Source organism: Aliirhizobium wenxiniae (assembly GCF_019511445.1).
Taxonomy (GTDB): Bacteria; Pseudomonadota; Alphaproteobacteria; order Rhizobiales; family Rhizobiaceae; genus Neorhizobium; species Neorhizobium wenxiniae_A.
On sequence record NZ_JAEUAN010000047.1, the window covers coordinates 1 to 6,451 of the forward strand.

Here is a 6,451-nt window from a genome sequence, read left to right on the forward strand (position 1 = left end):
GACAGAGGTAGCGGACTCCCATCAAGGCCAGGAGCGTGATCGCTCCAGCGATAGGCCGGATAGATTCACGCATCCAATGCCGAGTTGCCGCCAAATATTCTTCTCGCCCGGGAGGCGTCCATAGATTGTCGTAGATGCCGCGCGTGCAGGTGCCACGGAAGAAGTCGAAGGCCTTGTCGTGTGCGTCGAAGACCATCTCCTGGCTCTCACGCATATAGGCTCGTGCGAACATCATTCGGCTGTGGCAGAGCCGGACATGCGCAACCTTCACCGTGGTTGTCACGCCCTGGATCAGGACGATCTCGTGGCTCCAGTCGAACTGATAAGCCTCACCGGGCGCATAGTAGAGCGGCACGTAGGCCTCGGCCGTCACAGCCCCTCGATCCTTCGACCACCCCTTCGCATAGCGCCGGATCGCGTCGTAGCTGCCGTCATAACCCAGCGCCCGAAGCTCTTCGTAAATCCGGATCAGCGTCAGCCGCTCACGAGAGGGTTTACCTTCGTTCGCGGCAAGGAAGCGCTCGATCTCAGCCTTCCAGGCCCCGGTCTTCGGCAGTGGCTGCCGTTCGCGCTCGTAGGAAAAGTCCGTCTCATCAGATCGCAGTATCTTGCGGACCGTGTTGCGGGAAACATGCAACTCCCGGACGATCCTCTTCACCGACCAGCCCTGCACATGGAAGGCTCGACGAACACGCGCAATCGTATCCACTCGCTTCAACTCCCCCTCCATCCGCCAGCAAAAGACGGATGGTCAGACGAAACAGGTGGGGGGTCAAAATTGGACGCCGGTCACCCCGCCAGAGGGGTCAATATTCCACGCCGAAACACACTCGGCCTTGGAGAAGCCGCGCCGACGCAGGAAGTCGGTGCGATCTTCGTCCGTCCTCGCGACGATCCGCTCGCGAGCAGCCTTGATGCCGTTGACGAAGGGCATCGGTGAGGAATTGGCGAAGTTCAGCAACGCGGGGGCCGCCTCGTGGGCGAAGCGGGAGGCCGCATACTTGCTGTGACGGATCGAGATTTCCTCGAAATCCTCGATGCCCCACAAATTGCGATTCTGGCAGACCGCGCGCAGGTAGAAGCTGGCCATGCCGAGCGTCTTCGCCCCCACTTCCGAGTTCCAGCAATAGAAGCCGCGGAAGTAGAGATCGGGCGAGCCATCCGCCAGACGCCCGGCCTCGATGGGGTTCAGATCATCGACGAGGAACAGGAACACGTCGCGGTCGCTCGCATAGAGCGTCGTCGTGTCCTTGGTGATGTCAACGCGCGGATTGTAGATCCCGGTTGACCAGTCCAAACCCCCCGGCACCTTCCACCGGGTGTCGCCAGTGCCGTTGCCGGCGATACGCTGGACGGCCTCCACGAGTTCATAATCGTAAATCCTCCCGTAATCCACGCCCGTGACCGCTCGCAAGTCGATCCGCCCATCGTCGGTTTCCAGCGTCTTGATCTGCTCGGCACGATTGGAGGTCAGCCCATATTGAAGGTTGATGCCGGCAAGGGCGGCCGGGAGTTGGCGCAGATAGGCGGCCGGAGCGCCCACCTGGCTGGCGAGCTGGCCGAAGCTCCAATGCGTCGGCGCGACCGGCACGTCCGAACCGGGCAGGATCAGGGACAGCCGTTCTGCGTCTGTGCGGCTTGCCTCCACATGGATAAGCGCGCTTTCGACCACGCGTGATCGGCTACGCTCGGCCCGGTTACGCACCGAATCCATCAGCTCGTTGAGCGACAGGTAGCGCTCGTCGGCCGGGCGCGAGAACCATTCCGACGACACCCGGCCGATCCGTTCGCCTCTGCTGACATCTACCTTGTAACCGCCGGTCGCGTCACGACGGCCATCCAGAACCTGCATATTCATGCGACCAATCTCCATAACGGGCGCCGGAGACCTCTTCTCCGACCCTTACCCGTCACGAAAACCCGTTCCGCACTCTCACTCTAAAACAGCAATGCTGCCGCCAGCGCCGTCGAACCCCAAAGGCAGACGTCCACCGACATTGCAGCCCTCAGCGAAGGAGCGACGGTGAGGTATCGGCTGCCTGGCTCCGTCCGCATCAGGGATCAAAGCCCGCCAGGGTGAAGACCCGCGACAGCAGGGCTTCAGCGCGAGCCGAGAGCCCGGCCCGAAGGGCGACGCCCGCTCAATCTCATCGGTCTTCCTTCATCACGGGAGATCAACCGACGGCATCCCCGAATAGTGCGGTACTTTGCTCATTCACGAGCTTTTGGAACTCGCCGTAACATTCAGACAACCGTACGCACTGCACCTTCAATTCGCGCACCACGGTTTCCAGCCTAATAGATTCGCTACCACCCACTCCATAGCAGAGCTTTCCGCCATCTTTCGACGGCAGCCGCTTCACCATCTGCGTTATTCCGAGTTCGACCCGTGGAGTGAACCGATGCGTGTGCTTGCTCCGAAAGTCGTCTGTCGCCGTTTTATAATCGCCCATGTCGACTGTATTGAGTGCCTTGATGAGCCTCTTCCAGGATCTCCAAGGTTTCGCCAGTCTGGCTGCGGCCTCTTCATTTATCCGCCAGTCTTCGGGGAGCGTCACGAAATCATCCGACAATTCCTCTCCCCTGCGGGTGCAATTGGCCTGATGAGACAGATGCGCGACCGCGAAATAAAATCTGGCTTTAAGGGTGTATGGACTGAGAAGCGCCGCAGCGGCCAGGTCTTGAACAAACTCGTGCAGCAGCAGGTTCCTGTCGTGGACATCAAGCCCTTGGATAACCTTGCTCCAAGCCTCCAGACGCATCGTGAAACCGGTCAGGTGATTGATCCCGTTGGCAAGATCTCGTGCGGCATCATCCGCCAGATCGCGATAGACCATCTGCTGAAGGCCGAACTCCGCGTCGATCTGGACGGTTTTCGGCGGCTCGAACCATCCATATGGCATGAATGACATGCATGGTTCTATGTCGCGGAGAGCTTTCCGATATTCAGAATATTGTGAAACGAGAATGTCGTCTTCGTGGTCCATTATCAAATGCTTCGTTATGCCTCTTGCCCAATTGCCTGGCTTGGGAGACTTCAGATTATCTGCCCTGCCCTTGCGACCGCGCCTCCGCCAGCGATGCGGCGATTGCGGCGATCGAGCGAAACAGGACGAGCGGATCGTCCTTCGAGGGCATGAAACCTCGGCGCTGCCAGAACTGAGCCGCTTCCTGATCGACGGCATTGACCATCAACGCTCGGCCACCGATCAGAGCAGCGGCCTGGACGCATCGCTCGAGGGCATGTTTCACCAGACCTGTACCGATGCCTCTTCCCGCCCACTCCGTGTCCGTAGCAAGCTGGCCGAGGAGAAGACAGGGAACGGGATCGGGCGGTTGCCCGGTGCGTATCGAGCGCGGCAGGATCGCAGGAACGACAGCGGTCGGCGCCAAGCCATAATATCCGACGACGCGCCCCGCCTCGTGGACGACGAGAACCGCCGTGAAACCTTTTTCCTGATTGGAAAGCGCGCGCGTCTTCAGCCAATGATCGAGCGTCGGCTTGCCGCAGGAAAATTCGGAAACATTATGCGCCGCCGTAAGCGGTTCTGGAGCCGATAATGCCACGGCTTATTGCTTCGGCTTGTAACCGGCTTCCCACGGAGCAGGCCGCCTGGCCATTTCCACCATCTCGGGAACAGGAGCGGCCGGTAGGGACAAGACGTCCATGAAATCAGCGAAGCCTTCCGGGCTCATGCGGATGAGCCCCTGCTCCATAACGACTTCTTCTGCGGCGCGCACAGCGGCCTCCCGGACGAAATCGGTTCGTGAACGGCCGCGCAAGCTTGCCGCACGATCGATCATTGCGACGTCTGCTTCAGGCAAGCGCATTGAGATCGGGTATTCCTTGCGTTCGACAGCGGCGGCCATGACTTATCTCCTTTACGAGGAAAATAGCGACTTGTAGCGCCAAATGCAATACGATACTATCAATCTCCTTCACGACCTGCCTTGCCATTATGGAATTAGCGCGGGAGGATGGTCACCGAGGAGTTTATATGCGCCACGGATCGGTTTCACGGAGTATTCGTAGGTTATTTCACTATGCCAGCATACGATATGCTTCGCTGGACTGCTCCGTGACGCGCGCATCCGCCCCGACCATGGCCGCCTACTCACCTTTGAATTCAGTTGTTTATCATGGTTTTAGCGTGAATTCTGCGGGGCATGAACCAGAAAGCACGCCCATCAGGGACTGTGGTATCGGAAAGCGAGCGCGAAGAACTGCTCGCAGCGATGCTTCTGGACGCGCCAGAACTGACACTTACCCCGCGCGGTAATCCAGATCCCCGTCTCGTGCAACTCGCCCGGTTGCTCGGCAGGCAGATGGCTCGTCAAATTTCGCGGCGCAGATCAACAAGCAGGGTTCGGACGGCTCCTGAAGACCGGAGACCCCAATTGAAAATCGCCATTTACGCCCGCTATTCCTCCGACAATCAACGCGATGCTTCCATTGCCGACCAGCTCCGCATGTGCCGGCTTCACGCCGAGAAGCAAGGTTGGCACATCGTAGAGGAATACACCGATCACGCGATCTCGGGCGCATCCCTTCTTCGACCCGGCATTCAGGCACTGATCTCGGATGCCACGCGCGGTCGTTTCGATCTGATCCTGGCCGAGGCGATGGATCGCCTGTCGCGCGATCAGGAAGACATCGCCGGCTTGTTCAAGCGGATGTCCTATTCGGGCGTAAATATCTTCACACTGTCCGAAGGTGAAGTTTCGCACCTCCATGTTGGCCTCAAGGGCACGATGAACGCCCTGTTTCTCAAGGATCTGGCCGACAAGACGCGCCGCGGTCAGCGCGGGCGGGTCCAGGCGGGCAAATCGGGCGGCGGGAACGCCTACGGCTACGATGTCGTCAAAAAGCTGGGCAGTAATGGCGAGCCTATTCGCGGTGACCGCACCATCAACGAGGCCCAGGCCAAGGTCGTCGAGCGGATATTCCGTGACTACGCGGCCGGAAAGTCTGCCAAATCCATCGCGTTCGCCCTCAACAAGGAGGGCATATCGGCCCCTTCTGGAGGCGACTGGGGCTTCAGCACGATCAACGGCAACCCAAAACGCGGGAACGGCATCCTCAACAACGAGATGTATGTCGGCAAGATCGTCTGGAACCGCCAGAGGTTCTTAAAAGACCCCAATACCGGCAAGCGCCAGGCCCGGCCCAATCCGGAGTCAGAATGGGTCGTTCAGGAGGCGCCTGAGCTGCGCATCATCTGTGACGAACTGTGGCAGACAGTAAAGGTCCGTCAAGGAGAGAACAGGATCGAGCCCGGCGCAACCGGCCATGCCGATCTCGCCGTCATCAACACGCGCCGTCGCCCCAAGTATCTCTTCTCAGGGCTTACCAAATGCGCCTGCTGCGGAGGCGGCTATTCGGCGATCTCGGCAAACCTGCTCGGCTGCTCGACCGCGCGGAACAAGGGCACCTGCGACAACCGTGTCAACATTCGCCGCGAGGAGTTGGAATCGCGCGTGCTCAACGCGCTCCGAAACCGGATGCTCGATCCAGCGATCTTTGCGGAGTTCTGCGACGCCTATACACAGGAGACAAATCGTCTGCGCATGGAAAGCCGCGCGAATATCGATGCGGCTCAAGCTGAGATCGAGAAGATCAGCCGAGAGGAAGGCCGGTTGATCGACCTTTATCTTAAAGAGGCCATCTCCATCGAAGCCGTGAAGGAACGGGGCGAACTGTTGAAGCTCCGCAAGGCCGAGCTCACCGCATTCCTAACGACTGCGGACGAGCCGCCTCCCCTTCTGCATCCTGCAATGGCGCAGCAATACCGTAAGCGAGTTCAGCAACTCTACGAAACGCTACAGGACGACTCCGAGGAAAAGCGTATTGAAGCGGCAAACGTAATCCGTTCGCTTGTCGAGGACATCATCCTGACGCCGATTGACGGCAAGATCGAGATCGACGTTCGCGGTGATCTCGCTGGAATTCTGACGATAGCCGTAGAACGCAAAAAGCCCCGCGAGGGGGCTTTGTCGGGATCGCGAGTAAAGATGGTTGCGGGGGCAGGATTTGAACCTGCGGCCTTCAGGTTATGAGCCTGACGAGCTACCGGGCTGCTCCACCCCGCGCCAAGCGCAAACGTTGTTTGCGCGCCTGCGTCACAGCGAAGCTGTGAGGCTACTGCCGGAGCAAATTGGCGAAGCCGATTTGTCTCCTGTAAGGGACGCACCGGCTAGATCCTGTGCGCTGTCCTTATTTTTTATGTTCTGCAAACGACGAAGGGCCGCTGATGCGGCCCAATTGGTGTTTCGGCTTGGGCCGAGATTGTGTCGAGAAGATTGTTTTCAGACTGTTGAAGCCTGCATTGCCTTTAGAAGACCTGGCAGCGACCTACTCTCCCGCGTCTTGAGACGGAGTACCATTGGCGCTGGGGCGTTTCACGGCCGTGTTCGGAATGGGAACGGGTGCGGCCGCCCCGCCATGACCACC

The 6,451-nt window shown here is 59.3% G+C and carries 5 protein-coding genes, 1 tRNA gene, 1 rRNA gene and 1 pseudogene; 1 reads left to right on the top strand and 7 read right to left on the bottom strand.

Annotated features, from left to right (window positions below; all coding sequences use genetic code 11):
- The 5 genes and pseudogenes from istA to JNB91_RS30060 all read right to left on the bottom strand — a co-directional run.
- Positions 1-718, bottom strand: a 718-nt coding sequence (istA, locus tag JNB91_RS30040) for an IS21 family transposase (RefSeq protein WP_223218485.1), incomplete at its 3' end; no start/stop codon positions are given.
- Positions 719-829: 111 nt separating this feature from the next.
- Positions 830-1,858: pseudogene (locus tag JNB91_RS30045) on the bottom strand (DUF932 domain-containing protein); the annotation flags it as partial.
- Positions 1,859-2,174: 316 nt separating this feature from the next.
- Positions 2,175-2,987: a hypothetical protein gene (locus JNB91_RS30050; protein ID WP_220329094.1), complete on the bottom strand. Its 813-nt coding sequence runs from the start codon at positions 2,985-2,987 to the stop codon at positions 2,175-2,177.
- 55 nt (positions 2,988-3,042) lie between these two features.
- Positions 3,043-3,567, bottom strand: a complete 525-nt coding sequence (locus tag JNB91_RS30055) for a GNAT family N-acetyltransferase (protein ID WP_220329095.1) — start codon at positions 3,565-3,567, stop codon at positions 3,043-3,045.
- Positions 3,568-3,570: 3 nt separating this feature from the next.
- The gene (locus tag JNB91_RS30060; RefSeq protein ID WP_220329096.1) at positions 3,571-3,870 is read right to left on the bottom strand and encodes a type II toxin-antitoxin system TacA family antitoxin; all 300 of its coding nucleotides are present in this window, start codon (positions 3,868-3,870) and stop codon (positions 3,571-3,573) included.
- Between the two features lie 456 nt (positions 3,871-4,326).
- On the opposite strand from JNB91_RS30060, the gene JNB91_RS30065 reads away from it, so the two are divergent.
- Positions 4,327-6,057 carry a recombinase family protein gene (locus JNB91_RS30065; protein ID WP_223218487.1) on the top strand — a complete coding sequence of 577 codons (1,731 nt, stop codon included), beginning with the start codon at positions 4,327-4,329 and terminating at the stop codon, positions 6,055-6,057.
- On the opposite strand, the gene JNB91_RS30070 is transcribed toward JNB91_RS30065, so the two are convergent.
- Both JNB91_RS30070 and rrf read right to left on the bottom strand, forming a co-directional pair.
- A tRNA-Met gene (locus JNB91_RS30070) sits at positions 6,014-6,090 on the bottom strand. The two genes, JNB91_RS30065 and JNB91_RS30070, sit on opposite strands and share 44 nt — an antisense overlap.
- 249 nt (positions 6,091-6,339) lie before the next feature.
- A 5S ribosomal RNA gene (gene rrf, locus JNB91_RS30075) occupies positions 6,340-6,451 on the bottom strand; the annotation flags it as partial.